The sequence below is a fragment of the Pantoea sp. genome (genome assembly GCF_028283705.1).
In the GTDB taxonomy this organism is placed as follows: Bacteria; Pseudomonadota; Gammaproteobacteria; order Enterobacterales; family Enterobacteriaceae; genus Pantoea.
On record NZ_JAPWKD010000008.1, the window covers coordinates 212717 to 231297 of the forward strand.

General features: G+C 54.0%; 23 protein-coding genes. 7 read left to right on the top strand and 16 right to left on the bottom strand.

Annotated elements, in window-relative coordinates; genetic code table 11:
* Position 1: 1 nt before the first annotated feature.
* The 9 genes from fliN to fliF form a co-directional block, all read right to left on the bottom strand.
* A complete protein-coding gene (gene fliN / locus PW844_RS06450; protein WP_084875614.1) occupies positions 2 to 412 on the bottom strand; it encodes a flagellar motor switch protein FliN in 411 nt (136 codons plus the stop codon).
* On the bottom strand, positions 405 to 1412 hold the full coding sequence (gene fliM, locus PW844_RS06455) for a flagellar motor switch protein FliM (protein WP_013509553.1): 1008 nt from the start codon (positions 1410 to 1412) through the stop codon (positions 405 to 407). Before fliM ends, fliN begins: the two co-directional genes overlap by 8 nt.
* 4 nt (positions 1413 to 1416) lie before the next feature.
* Positions 1417 to 1902 carry a flagellar basal body-associated protein FliL gene (gene fliL / locus PW844_RS06460; RefSeq protein ID WP_299449570.1) on the bottom strand — a complete coding sequence of 162 codons (486 nt, stop codon included), beginning with the start codon at positions 1900 to 1902 and terminating at the stop codon, positions 1417 to 1419.
* A 129-nt stretch (positions 1903 to 2031) separates the two neighbouring features.
* Positions 2032 to 3312, bottom strand: coding sequence for a flagellar hook-length control protein FliK (locus tag PW844_RS06465; protein ID WP_299449571.1), 1281 nt, complete (start codon positions 3310 to 3312; stop codon positions 2032 to 2034).
* Positions 3309 to 3752: a flagellar export protein FliJ gene (gene fliJ, locus PW844_RS06470; RefSeq protein ID WP_299449572.1), complete on the bottom strand. Its 444-nt coding sequence runs from the start codon at positions 3750 to 3752 to the stop codon at positions 3309 to 3311. Before fliJ ends, PW844_RS06465 begins: the two co-directional genes overlap by 4 nt.
* Before the next feature lie 21 nt (positions 3753 to 3773).
* On the bottom strand, positions 3774 to 5135 hold the full coding sequence (gene fliI / locus PW844_RS06475; protein ID WP_084875607.1) for a flagellar protein export ATPase FliI: 1362 nt from the start codon (positions 5133 to 5135) through the stop codon (positions 3774 to 3776).
* Positions 5135 to 5836 (bottom strand): flagellar assembly protein FliH, encoded by a 702-nt coding sequence (gene fliH / locus PW844_RS06480; protein WP_299449573.1) that lies wholly within the window; start codon positions 5834 to 5836, stop codon positions 5135 to 5137. The genes fliI and fliH overlap by 1 nt, the downstream gene beginning before the upstream one ends.
* Complete coding sequence (fliG, locus tag PW844_RS06485) at positions 5829 to 6821, bottom strand: flagellar motor switch protein FliG (protein WP_299449574.1); 993 nt, start codon at positions 6819 to 6821, stop codon at positions 5829 to 5831. Before fliG ends, fliH begins: the two co-directional genes overlap by 8 nt.
* The gene (gene fliF, locus PW844_RS06490) at positions 6818 to 8533 is read right to left on the bottom strand and encodes a flagellar basal-body MS-ring/collar protein FliF (protein WP_299449575.1); all 1716 of its coding nucleotides are present in this window, start codon (positions 8531 to 8533) and stop codon (positions 6818 to 6820) included. Before fliF ends, fliG begins: the two co-directional genes overlap by 4 nt.
* Before the next feature lie 231 nt (positions 8534 to 8764).
* Here fliF and fliE point away from each other — a divergent pair, with 231 nt between their 5' ends.
* Complete coding sequence (fliE, locus tag PW844_RS06495) at positions 8765 to 9076, top strand: flagellar hook-basal body complex protein FliE (RefSeq protein WP_299449576.1); 312 nt, start codon at positions 8765 to 8767, stop codon at positions 9074 to 9076.
* Between the two features lie 209 nt (positions 9077 to 9285).
* Here fliE and PW844_RS06500 read toward each other — a convergent pair whose 3' ends face one another.
* The gene (locus PW844_RS06500) at positions 9286 to 10497 is read right to left on the bottom strand and encodes a diguanylate phosphodiesterase (RefSeq protein WP_299449577.1); all 1212 of its coding nucleotides are present in this window, start codon (positions 10495 to 10497) and stop codon (positions 9286 to 9288) included.
* A 247-nt stretch (positions 10498 to 10744) separates the two neighbouring features.
* Between PW844_RS06500 and PW844_RS06505 the strand changes: the two genes are divergently transcribed.
* Both PW844_RS06505 and PW844_RS06510 read left to right on the top strand, forming a co-directional pair.
* Positions 10745 to 10993: a hypothetical protein gene (locus tag PW844_RS06505; RefSeq protein ID WP_084875595.1), complete on the top strand. Its 249-nt coding sequence runs from the start codon at positions 10745 to 10747 to the stop codon at positions 10991 to 10993.
* A 167-nt stretch (positions 10994 to 11160) separates the two neighbouring features.
* A complete protein-coding gene (locus PW844_RS06510; RefSeq protein ID WP_084875593.1) occupies positions 11161 to 11427 on the top strand; it encodes a hypothetical protein in 267 nt (88 codons plus the stop codon).
* Positions 11428 to 11444: 17 nt separating this feature from the next.
* Here the strand turns inward: PW844_RS06510 and PW844_RS06515 are convergent, their stop codons facing one another.
* On the bottom strand, positions 11445 to 11684 hold the full coding sequence (locus tag PW844_RS06515; RefSeq protein ID WP_084875590.1) for a DinI-like family protein: 240 nt from the start codon (positions 11682 to 11684) through the stop codon (positions 11445 to 11447).
* Positions 11685 to 11810: 126 nt separating this feature from the next.
* Between PW844_RS06515 and iraP the strand changes: the two genes are divergently transcribed.
* A complete protein-coding gene (iraP, locus tag PW844_RS06520) occupies positions 11811 to 12104 on the top strand; it encodes an anti-adapter protein IraP (RefSeq protein ID WP_084875588.1) in 294 nt (97 codons plus the stop codon).
* A gap of 187 nt (positions 12105 to 12291) precedes the next feature.
* Here iraP and PW844_RS06525 read toward each other — a convergent pair whose 3' ends face one another.
* Positions 12292 to 12615 carry a DUF6388 family protein gene (locus tag PW844_RS06525; RefSeq protein ID WP_299449578.1) on the bottom strand — a complete coding sequence of 108 codons (324 nt, stop codon included), beginning with the start codon at positions 12613 to 12615 and terminating at the stop codon, positions 12292 to 12294.
* A 180-nt stretch (positions 12616 to 12795) separates the two neighbouring features.
* Here PW844_RS06525 and yedD point away from each other — a divergent pair, with 180 nt between their 5' ends.
* Complete coding sequence (gene yedD / locus PW844_RS06530; RefSeq protein WP_299449579.1) at positions 12796 to 13263, top strand: lipoprotein YedD; 468 nt, start codon at positions 12796 to 12798, stop codon at positions 13261 to 13263.
* A gap of 53 nt (positions 13264 to 13316) precedes the next feature.
* On the opposite strand, the gene fliT is transcribed toward yedD, so the two are convergent.
* From fliT to fliD, 3 genes are read right to left on the bottom strand one after another with little or no spacing between them, the layout of a single operon-like run.
* Complete coding sequence (fliT, locus tag PW844_RS06535; protein WP_299449580.1) at positions 13317 to 13676, bottom strand: flagella biosynthesis regulatory protein FliT; 360 nt, start codon at positions 13674 to 13676, stop codon at positions 13317 to 13319.
* On the bottom strand, positions 13676 to 14083 hold the full coding sequence (gene fliS / locus PW844_RS06540) for a flagellar export chaperone FliS (protein ID WP_299449581.1): 408 nt from the start codon (positions 14081 to 14083) through the stop codon (positions 13676 to 13678). The genes fliT and fliS overlap by 1 nt, the downstream gene beginning before the upstream one ends.
* 10 nt (positions 14084 to 14093) lie before the next feature.
* Positions 14094 to 15518 carry a flagellar filament capping protein FliD gene (gene fliD, locus PW844_RS06545; RefSeq protein ID WP_299449582.1) on the bottom strand — a complete coding sequence of 475 codons (1425 nt, stop codon included), beginning with the start codon at positions 15516 to 15518 and terminating at the stop codon, positions 14094 to 14096.
* A 338-nt stretch (positions 15519 to 15856) separates the two neighbouring features.
* On the opposite strand from fliD, the gene PW844_RS06550 reads away from it, so the two are divergent.
* Entirely contained in the window at positions 15857 to 17164 is a 1308-nt protein-coding gene (locus PW844_RS06550; protein ID WP_299449583.1) for a FliC/FljB family flagellin, read from the top strand.
* 40 nt (positions 17165 to 17204) lie between these two features.
* Here the strand turns inward: PW844_RS06550 and PW844_RS06555 are convergent, their stop codons facing one another.
* Entirely contained in the window at positions 17205 to 17339 is a 135-nt protein-coding gene (locus PW844_RS06555; protein WP_299449584.1) for a hypothetical protein, read from the bottom strand.
* Here PW844_RS06555 and PW844_RS06560 point away from each other — a divergent pair.
* Positions 17338 to 18581, top strand: a 1244-nt coding sequence (locus PW844_RS06560) for a glycosyltransferase (RefSeq protein ID WP_367187749.1), incomplete at its 3' end; no start/stop codon positions are given. The genes PW844_RS06555 and PW844_RS06560 overlap by 2 nt on opposite strands.

The window sequence follows — 18581 nt, forward strand, 5'->3', positions numbered from 1 at the left end:
ATTAGCGGCTCAGACGACGCATACGTTCGGATGGGGTGATGATGTCAGTGATGCGTACGCCATATTTGTCGTTGACCACGACGACTTCACCCTGGGCAATCAGGTAGCCGTTGATCAGGATATCCAGCGGTTCACCGGCCAGTCCATCCAGCGCCACCACTGACCCCTGGGTCAGACGCAGCAGCTCTTTAATGGTCATCTTGGTGCGACCCAGTTCCACAGTCAGTTTGACCGGGATATCCATGATCAGATCGATGTCCTGCAATGAACCGCTGGCCGCACCGCTTTCGAGCGATTTGAACACGCCATCGCTTTGCTCCGGCGCACTGGTTGCCGCCTGCTCGTTCATTGCTGCAGCCCACAGATCGTCCGCGGAGATGTCGTCATCGGACGGTTTCTTGCTGTCACTCATTGGGCTGTTCCTCATTCAGCGAATTCAAAATCGGGTTAATCAGGTGCTCGACACGCAGCGCATACTGGCCATTTAACGTGCCGTACTGGCTGGTCAGCACCGGTACGCCATCTACGTGTGCGATGATGCGATCCGGCTTCTCAATGGGCAGGACGTCACCAGGTTTCAGTTGCAAAATACGTGACAGACGCAGCGATACATCGGCGAAGTGGGCAATCAGCTCCAGCTCCGAGTGCTGCACCTGTTTCACCAGATTGTCACGCCAGTGGTTATCTTCCTGACGGGAGTTTTCCAGCGGGGGATTGACCAGCAGTTCGCGCAGCGGCTCAATCATTGAAAACGGAATACAGATGTTGAATTCACCCACCAGGTTTCCAATTTCTACCTGGAACGGGGTATTCACCACGATGTCGTTCGGTGAAGTGGTGATATTGGTGAACTTCACCTGCATCTCGGAACGGACATATTCCACATCCAGCGGATAAATCGCTTTCCATGCATCGCTGTAACCTTCCAGCGCCAGCTTCAGCATGCGGCGGATTACGCGCTGCTCGGTATGGGTAAATTCGCGGCCTTCCACTTTGGTCGGAAAGCGGCCATCACCACCGAACAGGTTATCCACGGCGATAAACACCAGACTCGGCGAGAACACCACCAGCGCGGTACCGCGCAGCGGTTTCAGGTGGATCAGGTTCAGGTTGGTCGGCACCGGCAGGTTGCGGGCAAACTCATGGTACGGCTGAATCTTGATCGCCCCAACGCTGATATCCGGGCTGCGACGCAGCAGGTTAAACAGCGCCATACGAAAGTGACGGGCAAAACGCTCATTGATGATCTCCAGTGCCTGCAAACGCTCGCGTACCACGCGGCGCTGGGTATTGGGATCATAGGGACGAATATCACCATCGCCCCCGGTGGAACTCTTCTCTACTTCCGCGCTGTCACTGTCGCCATTGAGCAGCGCGTCAATCTCAGCCTGGGAGAGAATGCTATCGCCCATTAAATCACCTCAAAATGAAGGCGGTAAACAGCACGTCACTGACCACCTGCGGAGGTTGACCCTTTACCAGCGGCGGTGACAGCACCTGTTTGATTTGATCAACCAGGGCCTGTTTGCCTTGCTCCGATGCCAGTGAACTTGCGCTCTGGCGGGAAAGCAGCAACAGCAGGCGGCTGCGCACTTCCGGCAGGTAGTCATTCAGCCGACGACGGGTATCCTCATCGGGCAGACGCAGCGTAAAGCCCACGTACAGCACACGGTCAGGATCGTTGTCAGGATTGACCAGGTTAACCGTAAAAGTATCCATTGCAAAAAATACGGGGGCGGGTGGCGGCTCAACTTTCGCCACTTCCGGCTTAGCGCCCTCGTGTTTATTCATCATTCGCCAGACTGCATAGCCTGCCACGCTGCAAGCGGCCAGCGTCACAATCAGTAACACCGGAATTAATATTGAACGTTTGCGGCCTTTAGCTTTCGCGTTATCAGACATGTTTGCAGTTACTTCCTGTGAATTATGGGCAAGCCTTTCGGCTCGCCTGGACAGATTATCCCGCGTCTTAAGTCAAACAATGGGAAGAAAAGACGCGGGTTTTACGCTTACCTTCAGCGTTAGCCGCTGTCAGGCAAAGATATCGACAGCGCCGTTGCCGGTCGCGCGCGCCTGGAGGGCTGCCGGGACGGCAATAGGCGTTATCTCGTTTTCACTGTCCTGGGAGAGGGTAAAGCTACCGTACTGTCCATCACGGCGACCTTCCTGCTGGCCCTGATAATTCTGGCCCTGTGCGGAGGCGTCGCTGCTGACATTACTCTGTCCCAGGTTGATGCCACTCTCCGCCAGCGCCGTTTTCAGCTGTGGGAGAGCCGCTTCCAGCGCGGCCCTCACATGGCTGTGGCTGGAAACCATATTTAACTGTGCCTGATCCTTATCGAGGGTCAGGCTGATCTGAATTGCACCCAGGTCCTCCGGGTGCAGACGCAATTCGGCGTTTTGCTGCCCATTGCGGCTGAACATCACAATCTGCTGACTCAGCGCCTGCTGCCACTCTGCGCTGCCGAGTTGCGCGTTGAGCATCGGGGTCGATGGCGTAGCGCTGGTCGACGCGGTGCTGCTGGTCAGGGTACTGGTACTGCTTAATGGCGCGCTGGTGATCGGGGTGGTCGCGTCGCTGCTGTTGCTCAGGTCACGCTTATCATCCGTCTTAGCCAACGTGCTCAGCACCTGCTGGAAACTTTCATCCAGCGTCAGGGCTGTGCTGTTCGTGCTACTGCTACTGGCCGTGCTGCTGGTGGCCGCTGTGGCGCTGGTCTGCGTGGTTAACGCATCCGCGACATCACTGGTTTTCTTCGCTGTCACCGTTGTGGTGGCCGCCGTTGTCTCGGGCTGTTCATCCTTCATGGCGCTGGCCAGCGAATTGAGTAACGAGCTATTCAGGCTGGCGTTTTTATCGCTGGTGCTGTCACTCAGCGCGCTGGTTGCTGCTGTCTGCGTGGTCCGGTTTTCTACCGCAGCTGGCAACATGGCGAACAGGGCCTGAACATTCTGTAAGTCGCTGGCGCTTAACGAACTTGCCTCACTCTTATCCTTATCATCGGCTGATTTCAGCGTGGCTTTAATATTTTCCGGTTGTAAAAGTGCGTTCAGGGTCTCTGGTTTGTCCAGTGCCTCCATCAGCGTACTCAGAGAGACACCTTTGCTGGATTTTTCATCGCTTTCTGTTGATGAATCAGCCGATTGCGTGCTGGTGCCTTGTTGTTGCGCCAGCGTGAGCAGCTTATTTCCCAGCGCGGTGACGAAGTCCTGCGGCAGGTTTTCCACCCCCTGCAGAATGTCCGTCGAAACTGAAGTGTCCGCATCACCCGCAGTCAGGGTTTGCGTCACCACTGTTGGCAGCGTAATCATTCGCCTTTCCTCAATGCAGCCCGTTGGGCGTATTCATCCATCCGTTTCTGGTCGAGACGGTTTTCCTGTCGTAAAGCGTTTTCGGCAGCGCGGGTGATTAGCGTTTGGTAGGCATTGAGCCGCTTTTGCTTTTCGCGCCAGTTGTTGAGAGCCTGATCGAGACGCTTTTCCCATTGCTGCAGTTGTTGGCGATGCTGTTCAATGGCTTTTTCCAGCGTCTGAATAAATTGGTGGTAGTTGGTCCAGCGGGTGCTGGCGATGCCACCTGACATGTCCTGATTTAACTTGTTGCGATATTCATCCTGGTAATCGAGCAGCATATGCAGCTGCTCGTCCGCCTGTTGCTGACCGCGGCGCATATCACCGAGATGAATAACCGCTTTTTCCAGGTCCTGTTCCGCCAGATCGCGCAATGTATCAATAGCATTGGCCGTTTTCATTGCATTCCCCTTAACACCGGGTTAACCGAACATCGCCTGTAAATGCAGGCAGGCATCGTCGTAGTCGCTGCGTTCGAAAATCCCCTGTTGCAGGAAAGCCTCCATTTGTGGATAGAGCTTGATGGCCCGATCCAGCATGGGATCGCTCCCTGCGGCATATGCCCCCACACTCACCAGGTCACGGTTACGCTGGAAGCTGGAGAGCAGTTGCTTAAACTGACGCACGCGCGCGTAGTGGTTTTCATCGATCAGCGCCGTCATGGCACGACTGATCGAGGCTTCAATATCAATCGCCGGATAGTGTCCGGCTTCTGCCAGACGGCGCGATAACACGATATGGCCGTCAAGGATGGCACGCGCCGAATCGGCAATCGGATCCTGCTGATCGTCGCCTTCGGTCAGTACGGTATAGAAGGCGGTGATGGAACCGCCGCCGTGGGTGCCGTTCCCGGCACGTTCCACCAGCGCAGGCAGTTTCGCGAACACCGAAGGCGGATAACCTTTGGTTGCCGGCGGCTCGCCGATAGCCAGCGCGATTTCACGCTGAGCCATGGCGTAGCGGGTGAGAGAGTCCATAATCAGCAACACGTGCTGACCCCGATCGCGGAAATCTTCGGCGATACGCGTGGCATAGGCGGCACCCTGCATACGTAGCAGCGGTGAGACATCCGCCGGTGCGGCAATCACCACTGAACGGGCACGGCCTTCTGCACCGAGAATGTTTTCAATAAACTCTTTAACTTCGCGACCACGTTCACCAATCAGCCCCACCACAATCACATCGGCTTTGGTGTAACGTGCCATCATGCCGAGCAACACGCTTTTGCCGACACCGGAACCGGCGAACAGGCCCATACGCTGGCCGCGACCGACGGTGAGCAGGGCGTTAATGGCGCGCACACCGGTATCCAGCACATCTTCGATTGGGGTACGTTGCAACGGGTTGAAAGGCGCGGTGATCAGCGGGGCGCGATAGCCGGTTTCCGGTGAAGGCAGGCCATCCAGCGGTTTGCCGCTGCCATCGAGCACGCGGCCCAGCAGTTGCGGACCGAGCAGCAGCTGTTTACCGCTGTGGGCGTTATCGCCGGTGACGCGGGCATAAACGCGGGCACCGGGCAAAATGCCGTCCACTTCTTCCAGCGGCATCAGAAACAGTTTCTGGCCGTTAAAACCGACCACTTCGCTTTCCACTTCGGTAATATTCGCGCCATCGTGGCGTTCAATCACACAGGTGGCTCCGAGCGGCAGTTGCAGGCCAGTGGCTTCCAGCACCAGGCCGGTGGCACGAATCAATCGACCATAACGGCGCACGGTCTGGACCTGAGAAATACGATCTTCGAAGGCGTCCAGCGCCCCGAGCCAGCGATTGAGGCGCGTAGTCATCAGAACTCTCCCGGTGCCGCCAGGCGGCACAATTCCTGCCAGCGCGTTGCCACGCTGGCATCGAGATCGCCATCCTCTGCACTGAGCTTACAGCCGCCGGGGTGCAGGGTACTGTCAGCCAGCAGACGCCAGCCGTGCAGATCCAGTGTCGGGCCGAGTGTCTGCTCGATACGTTGTAAATCGTCAGGATGGACGCGCAGTTGCGGTTTGCCACTGAACATCGGTTCCTGCTGGATCAGCTGCTGGATCTGGCGCAGCAGGGCGCTGCCATCGACCGTGGTCGCCTGGCCAATCACCGTACGGGCGGCTTCCAGTGCCAGCTGCATCAGTCGCGCGGCTATCACGCTATCGAGGGATTCCAGTGTGTGCTGGAATTCCGTCACCAGTTGCTGCATACGCGCCTGCAAAGGAGCCTGCTGCTGCTGGGCATCGGCTAATCCCTGCTGAAAACCGGCGTCATAACCATGCTGCTGTGATTCGGCATGGCCTTTCTGGTAACCCTCACTGTAGCCCTGGGTTTGAGCTTCTTTGCGCATCTGCTGTTGCAGACGTTCCAGCTGTTGCTGCTGCTCATCTTCGGGACTCAGCTCTTCGTCGCTGATAGATTCCAGCGGCAACGGTTCCGGTTCCACATCAAACGAACGCCCTAAATCATCAGGCTGCCAGGGCTGCCACGGACGGGCGGAAAAGGCATCAGACATAGGTTTCCTCGCCACCACCAATTACCATTTCGCCTGCTTCTGCCAGACGGCGTACCACCAGCAGGATGGCTTTCTGTTCGTTTTCCACCGCCGACATACGCACCGGGCCACGGTTGGCGAGGTCGTCGCGCAGGATGTCGGCCGCACGGGCGGACATGTTTTTGAGGAACTTCTCGCGCAGCGGCTGCTCGGCGCCTTTCAGGGCGATCAGCAACTGCTCGGATTCCACTTCCTGCAACAGACGCTGGATGCTGCGGTCGTCCACTTCCACCAGGTTTTCGAACAGGAACATCTCGTCGATGATCTTCTGTGCCAGCTCGCCATCGAAGTCGCGAACCGCTTCGATAACCGCTTCTTCCTGCTGGGTTTTCATCAGGTTGATAATTTCTGCTGCGGTTCTTACGCCGCCCATCTTCGCGCGCTTGAGGTTGGTACCATCCAGCAGGCTGTTGAGCACTTCGGTCAGCTCTGCCAACGCCGCTGGCTGTACGCCGCCGAAGGTGGCGATACGCAGCATCACATCGTGACGCAGACGCTCGTCGAACAGCGCCAGAATATCCGCCGCCTGGCCACGTTTAAGGTGGACCAGGATGGTGGCGATAATCTGCGGGTGTTCGTCGCGGATAAGGTCCGCAGCTGCCTGCGGCTCCATAAAGTTGAGGGTTTCCATCCCGCTGGTGGTTTCACGCGTTTCGAGAATGTCCTCCAGCAGGCTGGAGGCGCGTTCTTCGCCCAGCGCTTTGACCAGCACCGTGCGCAGGTATTCATTGGAGTTGAGACTCAGCGCGGCAAACTGCTCGGCATTCATCTCAAACTCGCGTAACACCTCGGTCAGCTGCTTGTGCGAAATCTGTTTCATGCTGGCCATCGCCGCACTCAGATGCTGCACTTCGCGCTGGTTGAGGTGTTTGAACACCTCAGACGCACGATCCTCGCCAATGGTCATCATCAGAATGGCGCTTTTTTCAGTACCGGTCAGACTCATAGTTCGTTACTCATCCATTCACGGATCACCAGCGCAACAACGCGTGGATCGTTTTCAGACATATCGCGGATGCGCTGGCTCAACACTTCCGCGCTCATGCGGTTAGTTGATTTACGCTCCTGATCCACTTCATCTTTGCTGAGCTGCACGTTGTAGGCCTGCTCTTCTTCCTGCGCAGCGGCGCGGGCGGCAGCAGCTTCAACGGCAGCCTGTTCCTGTTCACGTTTACGCAGCAACTGCGGACGGACCAGCTTGCGGTAGAGGATGAAGGCAACCAGCGCGACCAGCAGCCAGCGACCGGCGGTCATCAGCTGATCAAAGAACGACTGCTGTTGCCAGAAGGGCAGGTCGCCACCGGCAGGCTCAGTCATGTTGAACGGTGAGTTCACCACGTTGATGCTGTCGCCACGGGTCTGCGAATAGCCCATCGCTTCACGCGTCAGGTCTTCAATCTGCTTAATCTGCTGGTCGTTAAGGGCAACAGGTTTGCCTTTGTCGTCAGCGCGATAGTTCACCACCACGGCAACCGACAGACGCTGTACATCACCGACATTCACTTTGGTGTGACGGATGGTGCGGTCCAGCTCGTAGTTCACCGTGTCGTCACGACGCGAGTTGCTCGGGCCGCTGTTCTGGGCGGTGCTGGTGGTACTGCCATTCGCCGCGTTGTTCTGCCCATTGGCGTTCTGGCCGTTGGCATTATTGGCTGGCGGGTTGGTGACCGGTGCCGTATTGGCCGGTGCCGGCTGATTAGACAATGCACCCGGTACGCCACCCGGATAAGGGCTGCCGTTTTGCTGGCTGGTACTGGTCTGGCGTGAGCGGATTGCCGAGTTATCCGGACCACCGTTCGGCTGATATTTCTCGTCGGTTTGTTCGCTGCGATCAAAGTTGAGTTGCGCCGTCACCTGCGCATGCACATTGCCCTGGCCAACAATCGGGTTGAGGATAGCTTCGATGCGTTGTTGATAACGTGCTTCCACTTCGGAAGTGAATTTCAGCTGGGCATCGTTAAGATCGCGACCTTCGCTGTCAGAACGGGTCAGCAGGCGACCGGCCTGGTCCACCACCGTGACGTTACCCGGCGGCAGACCGGGAACGCTGCTGGAGACGATATGCACGATGGCCTGAATCTGGCCTTCATCGAGCGCGCGTCCTGGTTGCAGGTTCAGGGTGACTGAGGCAGAAGGGGCTTTCTGTTCACGGACAAACAGCGTCGGTTTTGGCATTGCCAGATGGACGCGAGCACTTTTGACGGGGCCGAGCGTTTCGATGGTGCGCGCCAGTTCACCTTCCAGAGCGCGTTGATAGTTCACCTGTTCGCTGAACTGACTGATGCCGAATTTCTCTTTATCCATCAGTTCAAAACCGACCGAACCCCCTTTCGGCAACCCCTGCTCGGCAAGACGCAGGCGCAGTTCATGCACCTTTTCTGCAGGCACCATCAGCGCACCGCCAGTCTCTGAGAACTGGTAAGGGATGTTCATCTGGGTCAGCTGGGTAACAATCGCGCCGCCGTCCTCATCGGAAAGGTTGCTATAAAGGACGCGATAATCCGGGGTTTTGGCCCACAGTACCAATGCAAAAACCACTGCGATAGCCGCAGCGGCAGCGATAATTAAGGGAATTCGCGGATTGGCGCGCAGGCGGGCGATAAGGTCACTGAAGCCTTTCTTTGTTGTATCCTGTGTAGCGGCTGCACTCGCATTCATGACCGATTCCTGCCTGACATAATTGACCGGGTGTGTTGTGGTGACAAAACTGACTCCCTGAAACGTCGAAAAATGAAATTCCACTCCAATGCTTTGCATTATTTTCTGAATCGCGAAATTTGATGGCTGAATAAGCCGGGTTTTTTGCAGTCATTTAGCGCCTTTGTCTTATTGACAGTGTGCTAACTTTTCCATCGTGAAAATTCGGATCAACTTCAACGAGGTAATGGCATGTCGATTCAGGCAATTGATGGTGTTCTGCAGCAGCTCCAGCTGACATCGGTGCAGGCCAGCGGTCAGCAGAGTGACACCACACAGCAGGTGGATTTTGCAGCCACCATGAAAGCCGCGCTGGATAAAATCAGCGACACCCAGAACAACGCACGCACCCAGGCGCAGGATTTTGAGATGGGTAAACCAGGCGTCGCACTGAACGACGTGATGGTCGATTTGCAGAAATCATCGATTTCAATGCAGATGGGAATTCAGGTCAGAAACAAGCTGGTCTCGGCTTATACCGACATCATGAATATGTCGGTGTAGAAACAGAGTTAATACCCGAAACATACTGTTTTCAGGCTAATAATAAACTTAGCAACTATTGCTAAGTTTTGTTGGGAATAATCTGAGATGATTGTTCTGCCCCTTCAAGAGCTAAGCCAATTACGAGTGCCGGAGATAAGCGCCGGGTGGGGCATTAATTTCAAGACAGGCCACCTGCGGGTGGCCTGTCTGCTATGGCATCATAAAACCTATTGAATCTCCGGCCAGGCCACGGCAGGAATGCCGTTCAGCTGCGGGCGGGCAAACAGGAAACCCTGGAATTTGCTGATCCCGGCAGCTTCCAGCCACATCCACTCTTCAGCTTTTTCTACCCCTTCGGCAATCACTGAAATCTCCAGTGAGGAGCAGCACTTAATCATGGCATGCACGATAGCCTGCTTCGGGCCGCTTTTGTGTACGTCTTTGATGATGCTGCGATCGATTTTGATCTTATCGGGCTGAAATTTTGCCAGCAGCGACAGGCCAGCAAACCCGGCACCAAAGTCATCCAGCGCCACGCTGATCCCGGCGGCCTTTAATTGTTTAATTGCGGCGGCGAATTCATCGGCACGGGAGATGGCTTCATCCTCGGTCACCTCCACCACTATCTGCTCAGGCACCAGGCCACTGGCCCGAATTTCAGCCAGCAAATAATCCACGGCGTTGGGCACCATCACCAGCGACATCGGTAACAGATTAATCGACAGCGTCAGTTCCGGAATGCCGAACTGTTTTGCCAGCTTAAAGGCCTGGCTTTTACTTTTGAGATCGACCTCATAGGCTTGCTTGCGGCTGTAGGGAGCAAAGAACTTTTGTGGCGGTCCGCCATCCGCGCTGCGAATTAGCGCCTCCAGCGCCAGGACTTCGCGTGAGAACGGGTCGATAATCGGTTGAAAAGCAAAGTGGCACTGCGTGGTGGGATCGGGAATCACGTCGATAAGCACCTTTTCCCCGCTATCAGCGATAAATTCCCAGGTGCTGGCCGGCGGAATTTCAAAATAGTTTTCTTTTTCTCTGGCTTCGACAAAGGTACGCAAAAAACGTAACGCCCGATCTTCAAAGGTAAGCTGATACTTAGATGTCCCCTTGTTCAGCACTGCCTGCAACACCGTGGCTTTATCATGCTCGCGCAGGTCAAACAGCTCCATACCGGAATTGCCAAAACGGCGGGCGGGAGCATAGTCATGCAACAATTCAACCAGGTTCTCATGACGCGCGTCTTTACAGATCCGCTCATAGATAGACTGCACGGCTTCAGGCGGTCCCTCCAGCAGCTGGAAAAAATGCAGACCATCAAATAACAAAATGCCCGTTACATCCGATAATTCATTCTTTTTATTGGCTTTATCAACCATATCTTCCAGAGTTTTTACCGGAACATGGTCGCACAGATGGCTGCGATAAAGGACGGTTGAGAGCATGGCAGGTTCCACAGCATTATTTTTGTGTGACCTACATTAACAGAGCGATGACGGAAAAAGACGATATGACAGATGATTTATCTTTGCCGTTGCTTTCCTTTCTTTCACCGGCTGGAACGTGCCGATGGGTTTACGTCAAGTCGGATTCTTTCTGCATCAGATTGTTACTCGCTTATCGATAAAAAAATTAGATTGAAACGACAAATAAAAAGCGTAATGTAACCTTCGTTAACGGGAGGTGAGTACAATGTTGCGTGATTATTTGAAGATTGATGATAGCGATCGCTTAGTAGAACAGGGTATGCAAAGGCTTAACAATCGCGGTCAGGAAGATATTACTGAATGGCGCATTATCGGTGCGAATGGCGAACATAAAGGGCGGGTGTCCCTGTTTGATAAAATGTGTATCCAGCGTTCCTGGTGCGTCAGTTATCGCATTACGCAAACCGATGTAAACGGAAGGGTTGTCGTCGATCACTTGACCGACGTGTTGTAATTTTTGCCGTAGTTTTGTCTTATTTGACCCGCCACTGTGCGGGTTTTTTGCCCGATATTGATCTGCAATCAGTTCCGATTATTCCTAAGGCGTTACCGCTATTTTCTACTAACTTTAATCATTCGCACGTTATTAAAACTGGCAATTTTTAGAAAAAGGAAAATAGCATGAGTGATTCAGAGGCAATCAAAACCAAAACTGACTACCTGCGTGATGTCACCTCACAGCTAAAAGAGATGCGTCATTACGCGCAAACCAATACTGAAACGCTTTCCAGTCACTGGCTGGCCTTTGATGCGGGTGAATATAAAGATAAAGAGTATGCCACCCGGTTTGATGGGTTGATCAACAGGCAGGGAAAATTGCTGGATGATATTGATCAGGCGATTCAGGATCTGGAAATCGCCATCAATCATAGCGAGCAGGAAAGCTAAGCCGATGGAGCTGGTGGTTAATCAGCCACCAGCCACATATCAGCCTCATCGAACATCTCTTCGATGATACGTGCCAGGGTGGCTTTCTCGTTTTTACTCATGTCGGTTTCGATGGCATTGCGTTCCATCGGCTTAACCCGCACTTCAATTTCCGGAAACACCCGCTGCACACGTTTTTCCAGTTCCTGCAAAATCATTTCGCGCGCGCCGGGCAATCCCGCTACGTTGCGCTTGTCGTAAATCAGCTCCACAAACATCAGGGCATTCCATTTAATGAATCAGAGCGTCATATTACTGTAAATAAAAACAGTATCAAGCGGCGGGAAGGGATAAGACGAAAATATTATCTTTGATCAGGATACTTTACATTCCAGGGGGTAAACATGCGGCAATTGGTCATCGATATTTTGCTCAAGATGGCAAAAATGGATGTGGAAGCAAAAGAACTCATGGCACAGGTGGAAGCACAGTCGCTGCTGATTGCTGCGCTGCTGATTCAGGCCAAACAGGATAATTCGCTGACCATCAGTGACACGGTGCAGGACGCCATTGTGACGGCATCACGCTCATCACAGGAGTTCTTGCAGTCAGATGTGGATCTGTTGCTGACGCACATTAACCGTCTGCTGGCCGTGGCGCGTTATGTAGAAGTGAAGGCGATTGAACGCGAAGAGTAGCAAAAAAATTTTACCTCTGGAGGTGGAAATCCAGCAACACCTCCAGAGGCGGTGCAAAGGCACCATTCGTTCAAGGACAATCTACGACCGAAGTCGTGAGATTAAGTTATACAACTTTTATTGAGTTGTACAACTTTATCCTGATCATTTTGAGCTTTTTAGGGCCAGATGAAATCGTGCTGCGGAGTCAGAGTTCGTTTTTGATGCAGAACTCTTCCCACGTCATTCCCAGCGCCGTAGCGTGTGATTTCAGATAAGTTTCGATAGCGGTTGCCGCCACTTCCTTGTCTGGCTCGGCGAGTTGAATGGAAAACAGCATACCGTCGAGATTTTTTTGGCGGAGAAATGCGGCGTAGATACGCTCCGCGTGCCACTGGCGCAGGGCGGCTAATGCCATGCTCGCCTGCTGGGCATCCTGCTCCGTCAGTTCATCCAGTGCGGACTGGAAATCAGGGTGGGCGGCAAAAAACATCTCGCGCGCCTGGGCGTAATATTGTTCTGGTGTTTTCATGCGGAATTCCTGCTGATCGACTCGGCGCGTAGTGTAACGTGCCGCAGCCGGGTTGTCGCCCGGGCGCGCTTCTATGACGGAAAAAGAGCGTGATACGAACAACCAGCGCGCAGATAGCTTGCGAAACTCACTGGAAAAATTATAACGTAGCCGCCATTGAAGCGAGTGTAGGGACCGAAGATGAAAAAGTGGATGATACTGGCGGCGCTGGCGCTGACCGGTTGTGCGCAGATTAACAACTATGAAGCCGCCGTGAAAACCCCGCCTCCGGCAGAATTGCAGGGTTACTGGCAAACCACAGGGCCGCAGAGCAAGCTTATCAGTGACCAGGCGATGGCGAGTCTGATCATCGGTGCTAAAGGGGATACGCTGGATTGCCGTCAATGGCAACGCGTGATCGCCAAGCCGGGCAAACTGACGCGTTTTGACGATCAGTGGGTCAACGTGACGCGTCTGGTGCGCGTGATGCCGCTGCGACTGCAAAATGGTGAGCTGCGTTACGATGGTCTGCGCATGCGCAAAGTGGAGCGCCCGACAGTTGAATGTCAGCAGGCCTTACATGAAGTGGCGGCGCGGCCAAATGAAGCGGTGATTCAGAATATTGAGCCGGAAATTTTGCGACCGATGCAGAGCGTCGCTCAGCAATAAAAAGACGCAGCGGCGGGGAAATGTCTTTCTCTGCCGCTGCGTGAGGGTAAAACTTACACCGATTCGCGCGGCACCAGTACGCTGCCTTGCTTGCCGTAAGCGCCCATCACCGACTTCTGCCGTGATGTCTGCCCTACCAGCTGTGCCAGTTCATCCATACGAGCCTGCAACAGACGTCTGACTTCACTCTCGTTGTCGAGGATATGGCGGAGTACCGGGCGCAACTGTTCCTGGGTTTGCAGCGAAGGTGCAGCATCCTGCGTTGATCGGGCTAGCTGTTGCACCGCACTGACATACTCCAACTCCTTTTGAATCAATTCATCCCATTCGCCATCTGCGGCAAGGCGCAGCATTCCCTGGCTGAGATCGAGTAACTGTTGGTAAATGGCAATCAGATGCGGTGCGATAGTCATTAAACGGCGTCCTGAAGGTGTTGAGGTTGAGCGACTTCTTTCCAGGCATCAGCGATATTACGCAGAAGGCCTTCAACTTCTTCGATGGCTTCCACGTCATTACGCAGATTAGCCTGTAACAGACGGCGAACCATGTAGGCATACAGCCCTAACAGGTTATCGGTGAGCTCATCACCGTTGCTGTCTGCCAGACCCTGTTTGAGTCCGTTTTCGATAATGTTGATCGCATGTGAGAGCGAGCGGCCTTTGCCCTCCATATTACCGTCCTGTAAAAACAGGCGGGCGCGAACCAGCGCACTGAGCGCACCGTCAAACAGCATCACCACCAGTTGCTGCTGGCTGGCGCTCATGACGGCGCTTTCAACGCCGATTTTGGCATAGGCTTTTGTGCCATTTGCGCTATACATGAATCACTCCTTATGAGGATGAGCTACTGCTGGATGACGTACTGAACTGTTGAGTCAGGTAAGTACTGGTGCTATTCAGCGAGCTCATAGTGACGTCGAGCTGGGTAAATTGCGTTTTATAGCGCGCAATCAGGTTATCAATACGCGTGCTCATGTCGTTGTACTGATCGGTCAGGTCGTTCAGGGTCTTACTGACACCATCAGTTGCTGATTGCACAATACCGGTAGTCGAGAGCCAGCTGGTCAGGTTGGTAGCAATGGTGGTGGTAATACCCGTGGTTTTACCGTCGCCGACAATCATCTCTTTAACGCCAGCGGCATCGGTGCTCAGTGCGGTTGACAGTTTGTCGGAATCCAGCTCCAGCTGACCTGATGTCGGATCGGTGGTGATGCCAATCTGTGCCAGGGTTTTATAGGTAGATGAACTCTGCGCATTGGTCAGCATGCTTTTCAGCTGGGTCTGAATGGTACGCAGGGTACTGTCGCCGAGCAGTGCGCCGTTGCTGGAGTCCTGTGAATCTGAACCCACATCCACCGCGGTATATTTGGTCAGGGTGTCGAACTGCGTCAGCAGGGCGTTATAAGCACTCACCCAGCTGGTGATTGCGTTATCTGCTTTCGATGAGTCTTTAGTGATGGCCAGCGTTTGGTTGCCGGTGGTGGTATCGTTCAGATTAAGCGTAATCCCTTCCAGCGCATCACTGATGGTGTTGCTGCTGTTCTCAATCGCCACGTTATTCACTGTCAGTTTGGCGTTCTGCGCGGCAACGCTTTCTGTCATGACGTTGCTGCTGGCGCTGGCGTCATAGCCGACGATACCCTGCAACGTATCATCGCCTGTCACCGTGATGCTGCTGACGGCATTATCGCTGCCGGTTTCAGTTGAGGTCAGTGACAGACGGTAGCTGCTATCGCCGGTTTTAATAATAGTGGCGGTGACACCGGCATCGGCGCTGTTGATGGCATCACGCATACCGGTCAGCGAGGTCTGATCGCTGGTCAGGGTGATGTCTTTACTGGTGCCATCCACCAGTTTAATCGTCATGGTGCGGCTGCTGGCCGAGCTATCGCCTAGTGCAGTGCTGTTGCTGGTTTGCGTGGCGGAGGTCAGCGTCTGTGCCTGGGCCAGCTGAGATACGCTGATAGTGTAATTACCGGCGACAACGTTACCAGACGTGGTGGCGCTAAAGGCGCTGGAAGTGCTGGTCGCGGTTGTTGCAGTAAACAGGTCAGCACTGTTTAACGCGGTATTGGCTGTCTGGAACGTCGTCAACGCACTTTTCAGCGTGCCATAGGCACTCAGTTTAGCGGTGTACGCCGTCTGCTGATTGGAGATCGGTGTTAATGACGCTTTTTCGGCGGTTTCCAGACTATCCAGAATGCTACTTAAATCAAGGCCTGAACCGACACCCAGGTTAGTAATCGTTGCTGCCATGTTGTTTCCTTATTTATGTCGACACGGAGAGTGAATACCGGGGTTATCGGCTTAGGATGGTGAAAGTTTAAAAGTATTTACCTTAGAGTAATAAAGCGAATAGCGCATATAGAGAAGGGTATTTCTGACGCTAGAAAAGTGATCATTCAGCACTAAAGAAGTGCAGGACCTGGGCGATAAAGATAAGCGTGACAGGCTGAAGTGAAAAATTTTTGCCTGGTACTAAAAAAAATCTAAAGGTTGTTTAAAGGCAGACGATAACAACTTTGACGGCGCTGAAGCCGGCGGGTTGAAGCCCACACCTTAACCGAAAGACTTGATTAACAGGAATATTTATCATGGCCCAAGTCATTAATACCAACAGCCTCTCGCTGATCACTCAGAACAACATCAACAAGAACCAGTCTGCTCTGTCTACTTCTATCGAGCGTCTGTCTTCTGGTCTTCGTATTAACAGCGCTAAAGATGACGCAGCGGGCCAGGCGATTGCCAACCGCTTCACCTCTAACATCAACGGCCTGACTCAGGCAGCGCGTAACGCCAACGACGGTATCTCTGCTGCGCAGACCACTGAAGGCGCACTGTCTGAAATCAACAACAACTTACAGCGTATCCGTGAACTGACCGTACAGGCACAGAACGGTACCAACTCTGATTCCGACCTGTCTTCAATCCAGGACGAAATCAAATCACGTCTCGACGAAATTGACCGTGTGTCTGGCCAGACCACCTTCAACGGCGTGAACGTGCTGTCTAAAAACGGTTCAATGAGCATCCAGGTCGGTTCTAACGATGGCGAAACCATCGATATCAACCTGCAGCAGATTGACTCTTCTACTCTGGGTCTGAGCGGCTTCTCCGTCTCTAAAAACTCTCTGGATGTGTCTGACTCTATCACTCAGGTTGCTGATACCGGCACCGGCGTGATGAAAGATATCGACCTGACTGACGTAGCAAGCAAACTGGGCGTGAGCAGCGGTACTCTGTCTCTGCACCAGATCTCTGGCACCAGCGAATACGTGGTACAGTCTGGCAGCGATTACTACTCTGTATCTGTTGATACTGATGGAACAACTGGCAGCAACGCAGGTAAAGTTGAACTGAACACCGTTGACGTTTCTTATGATGACGCAGCGAATGGTCTGTCGAGCGGCAGCCCGGCGACCGTGAGTGGTCAGTTGATTAAAGTGGGTACCGACAGCAGCGGTAATGTGACTGCTTACACCACCCTGCAAGACAAAAACTACGCAGTAAGCGGTACCGTGCTGGCGAACAGCAATGACGCCACTCAATCAACCAGCGGTACTATGGCCATTCATCTGAGCACCAGCGGTGCAACCACCGCGACTGCAGAATTCGCTGGTGCATCCACTGCTGACCCGCTGGCACTGCTGGACAAAGCTATCTCTCAGGTTGACACCTACCGTTCAAGCCTGGGTGCGGTGCAGAACCGTCTGGACTCTGCCATCACCAACCTGAACAACACCACGACCAACCTGTCAGAAGCACAGTCCCGTATCCAGGATGCGGACTACGCGACAGAAGTGTCGAACATGTCTAAAGCACAGATCATCCAGCAGGCGGGTAACTCCGTGTTGGCGAAAGCTAACCAGGTTCCGCAGCAGGTTCTGTCTCTGCTGCAGTAAGTTTCTAATGGCTTGCAAACCCCGCTCCGGCGGGGTTTTTTTATGGCTGAATAACCACAAAATCGTGGCGCTGCTTGGCGGATTGAATTCGCTGGTAACCCTTAGGATAAGGAAAAATCGTCTTGCTGCGTGCCGATGACGGTTGACGCAACCATTGCCAGAGAAGGGCCATCATGAACCACTCCCCACTTGTCAGCATTATTATCACGGCGCATTTTCCCGTTTGGCTGGAAGCGGCACTCAACAGTGCGCTGGCGCAGGATCACCCCAACTGTGAAATCCTGGTGGCTGACGTCAGCGGTACGGAATTTGTCGCACAACTGCTACAACCTTATCTGAATCAGCCGGGTCATCCGGTTCGCCATCTGGTCTATCCGTCACGACATCCTGAAGTGATTGCCGAAGCGATTCGGGAAGCGCGGGGTGAGTTGATTAATGTGCTGAGTTATACGGATCTGTTGACCAGCAACGCCATCAGCACCCTGGTCGGAGCATTAGAGACAGCACCTCAGGCGGTGCTGGCACTCGCAAAACGCAATCGGATGGATGCAGCCGGTGAACCGTTGCCAGATATCCTCTCCACCGCCGCGTTTCTGCCGGAGCCGGGGGTGATCAAGGGTATGGACCTGTTGCGTTACCAGTGTCGTCTCGGCTACAACCTGCTGGGTGATCTCAGTGCTGCGTTGATGCGTCGGGAAATGTTACTGGCGCTGATGCCAGATAACGGTGCGTTATTAAGCATTGAGGGTGAGGCGCTGCCAGAAATTGGTGCGCTGGTGCTGTACAGCAAACTACTGCCGCAGGGGGATGTGGTGTGGTTCCCACAGGCGCTGTGCACGGTGCGCGTGTCAGATTTGTATGTGCAACCGCATATGAAAGAGGGGGAAGATCACATCCGCATTCCCCGTGAGAAACTGATTCAGCAGTTGCGCAAAGCGGCATGGTATATCAATGCTAAAGGTCCGTCGGATATCGTCAGGGTGACCTCGTTGAGGCAACCGGCTCAGACGACGCAATACAATATGCGTCAGCAGCAGTATCAGGCGCTGAGCAACAGCACCCTTAACCACTGGAATACGGTACGTCAGCTGACTCCGGCTCACCAGGTGGCGCTGATGCAATTGAGCGCGGAAGTCGCGCAACCGGTTTGTGTGGCGGTGGTGATCAACGTCACCCCGGATAATGCGGCCCTGCTTGATGAAACAGTCACATCGCTGGCGGCGTTTTCTTCCCCATTACTGACGCTGCACCCAATGCTGGTCGGTGCGGTAAGCGATAATCAGGCAGGCGTGCTGGCGTTTCCGGCCGCAGCCGATCAACGTTTGCCGGTGATTAATCAACTGATCAACGATCAGGATGCCCACTGGTTTATTTTTGTTGAGGCAGGGACGCGTTTTAATGCCTCTGGCCTGATCGC